The following is a 2,816-nucleotide window of genomic DNA, read 5'->3' as shown; positions in this document are numbered from 1 at the left end:
CTCCTACAATGATTACCTCGGACGCCTCGTTATCGGCAAGGTCGTGAATGGAATTGCAACCACCAACGACAACCTTGTGTGTCTGAAAGAGGGTGGTGTTATCAAGCCACTGAGAGTATCGAAGCTGCAGACCTATAGTGGCCCGACGTTCAGTGAAGTACCCAAGGTATTCAGTGGTGATATCATTGTGCTCAGCGGTGTGGAAGATGTTCATATCGGGGACACAATCTGTACCAGTGAAAATCCCAAGGCGCTGGAGCGTATCCATATCGATGAACCGACTGTTTCCATGCTTTTTGCCAAGAATATCAGCCCATTGGCTGGACGGGAAGGCAATCAGGTAACCTCGGCAAAGATCTGGGAACGCTTGCAGAAGGAAGCGCTACGTAATGTCTCCATCAAGATTGAGAGGAATGCCGACGATACCTTTACGGTAAAAGGAAGAGGCGAATTCCAGATGGCCATCATCGCTGAGCAAATGCGTCGAGAAGGGTTTGAGATGTGCGTAGGCAGACCAAGGACCATATTCAAGACCGATGAACAGGGTAGAAAGACTGAACCAGTTGAGTTTCTCTATATAGATTGTCCCGAGGAACATAGTGGGACGGTCATGGAAAAGCTTGCAAAGAGAAAAGCCCATTTGCGGGATATTACCTACAGTGAGAATGCTCGAGTGAAAATGCAGTTTGAGATCCCCTCCCGTGGCCTGATAGGGTACCATGATGAGTTTCTCACCGATACCCGTGGCAACGGGATAATGAACAGTTACATGAAGGGCTATGAGCCCTACAAAGGGGATTTTCCTGACCGTTATAGCGGAAGCTTGATCAGCGACCGAAGCGGTAACGCAGTACCCTATGCACTGTTCCAGTTGGAAGATCGTGGTAGATGGTTTATCGAGCCGGGTGATCCTGTCTATGAAGGGCAGGTAGTTGGTGAGAGGAACAGGGAAGGTGACTTGCTGCTCAACCCAACCAGGACGAAGAAACTAACCAACCATAGGGCAGCCGGTAAGGATGATGCGGTTATCCTGACTCCGGTAAGCAAGCCAAGCCTGGAACAGGCCATCCAATTTATCAAGGATGATGAACTGGTTGAAATCACACCAAAAGCAATCAGGATGTGTAAAAAAGTCCTCGGCACCCAACAACGAAAAGTGTTCGAGAGCCGAGGAGAGATTCCTCAGTACTTGCTGTAATTGTTCTTCTAGTCCTGCAGGTTCAAGATTACCGGGGCATGGTCACTGCCCATGACCTCGGTATCGATTGAACTGTCCTCCACACGGTCCTTGAGGTCCTCACTGACAAGCCAGTAGTCGATACGCCACCCTGCATTCTTCTCCCTTGCACGGAACCGATACGACCACCACGAGTAGGTATCGGTTTTCTCAGGATAGAGGAGGCGGAATGTATCGATGAATCCAGCTTCCAGGAGCTTGGTAAATTGCTGTCGTTCTTCAATGGTATACCCAGCATTCCGTTCATTAGACTTCGGATTCTTCAGATCGATTGGATTATGGGCCACATTCAGGTCACCACATACAATGACACCCTTCATATCTTTCAGGGAAGATACATATGCCCTGAATGCTTCATCCCAATCCATTCTAACATCGAGCCTTGCCAATTCGCTTTGGCTGTTGGGTGTATAACAACTTACTACATAGAAGTCTTCGAATTCGGCGGTAACAGTCCTCCCTTCATTATCCAAGGGGTGACCAATTCCAGTTGAAACATCAATTGGCTCTGTTTTACTGAAAAGAGCAGTGCCACTGTAGCCCTTCTTCTCAGCAAAGCTCCAGTACAAGTGATAATCAGGAAGACTCAGGGAGATTTGGTCTTCCTGCAGCTTTGTCTCCTGCAAGCAAAAAATATCTGCATCACAAGATGATACATACTCCTCAAATCCCTTTTTCTGAATTGCTCTAAGCCCGTTGACGTTCCAACTGATTAACTTCATGCAATACTCCTACATAAGAAACACGTGCATCGAATCGGCTTCTTTGAGAACTTCTTCAGGCCACACAGAGGCCTGGACCTCTCCAATGTGTGCTTTTTTCAGGAGGAACATGCACAGACGGCTCTGTCCGATACCACCACCGATGGTCTGCGGCAACTCTCCACCAAGCAAACGTGTATGCCAGTACAATGAGGCACGGTCCTCGGCATTCCTGATCTTCAACTGTCGAAGCAAGGTCTCTTCATCCACCCTGATACCCATTGAGGAGAGCTCCAGGGAATCCCCACGGACGGTATCCCAGACAATGATGTCCCCATTCAAGCCGGTGTGCTCATCGTCGGTCTTGGTAGACCAATCGTCATAATCAGGGGCTCTCCCGCCTTGGCTGATACCATCAGCAAGGGGGCTGCCGATCCCAATAAGGAAGATGGCTCCATACTTCTCTGCTAGCGCTTTTTCTCTTTGTACTGGACTCAACTGTGGGTACTCTCTCTGTGCATCCTCACTGTGGATAAAGGTAATATGTTCAGGAAGCGTCGCTTTACATCCAGGAAACATTTCGCTTACCAGGAACTCAGTACGTTTCATCGATGAGTATATCTTCCTCACTACACGCTTGAGATAGTCAAGTGAACGTTCATGTTTCCCCATGACCAGTTCCCAGTCCCACTGATCAACGTAAATGGAGTGTATTGCATCCAGGTCATCGTCTGGCCTAATGGCATTCATATCGGTATACAAGCCGGTGCCATGTTTGAAGCCAAGATCAGCAAGAGCCATTCGCTTCCATTTTGCCAAGGATTGAACGATTTCCATTTCACGATTTTCCAGATTGCCTATCTGAAACCGCACTGGTC

General features: G+C 48.4%; 3 protein-coding genes. 1 reads left to right on the top strand and 2 read right to left on the bottom strand.

Annotated features, from left to right (window positions below; genetic code table 11):
• Positions 1–1,198: EF-Tu/IF-2/RF-3 family GTPase (locus JF818_RS07635; RefSeq protein ID WP_255528441.1), on the top strand; the 1,198-nt coding region annotated here is incomplete at its 5' end.
• Positions 1,199–1,206: 8 nt separating this feature from the next.
• On the opposite strand, the gene JF818_RS07630 is transcribed toward JF818_RS07635, so the two are convergent.
• Together JF818_RS07630 and asnA are read right to left on the bottom strand one after the other, a co-directional pair.
• Entirely contained in the window at positions 1,207–1,959 is a 753-nt protein-coding gene (locus JF818_RS07630) for an exodeoxyribonuclease III (RefSeq protein ID WP_198891432.1), read from the bottom strand.
• Positions 1,960–1,968: 9 nt separating this feature from the next.
• The coding region (gene asnA / locus JF818_RS07625; RefSeq protein WP_198891431.1) for an aspartate--ammonia ligase at positions 1,969–2,816 on the bottom strand (848 nt) is incomplete at its 5' end.

It is taken from the genome of Sphaerochaeta sp. S2, from assembly GCF_016406725.1.
Taxonomy (GTDB): Bacteria; Spirochaetota; Spirochaetia; order Sphaerochaetales; family Sphaerochaetaceae; genus Sphaerochaeta.
Note: the sequence above shows the minus strand (reverse complement) of the source record. Positions and strands in the feature narration are given on the sequence as shown.

What these genes read in the sequence shown, in the direction of transcription:
- JF818_RS07630 (WP_198891432.1), bottom strand. Translation starts at nt 1,959, where the DNA reads ATGAAGTTAATCAGTTGGAACGTCAACGGGCTTAGAGCAATTCAGAAA.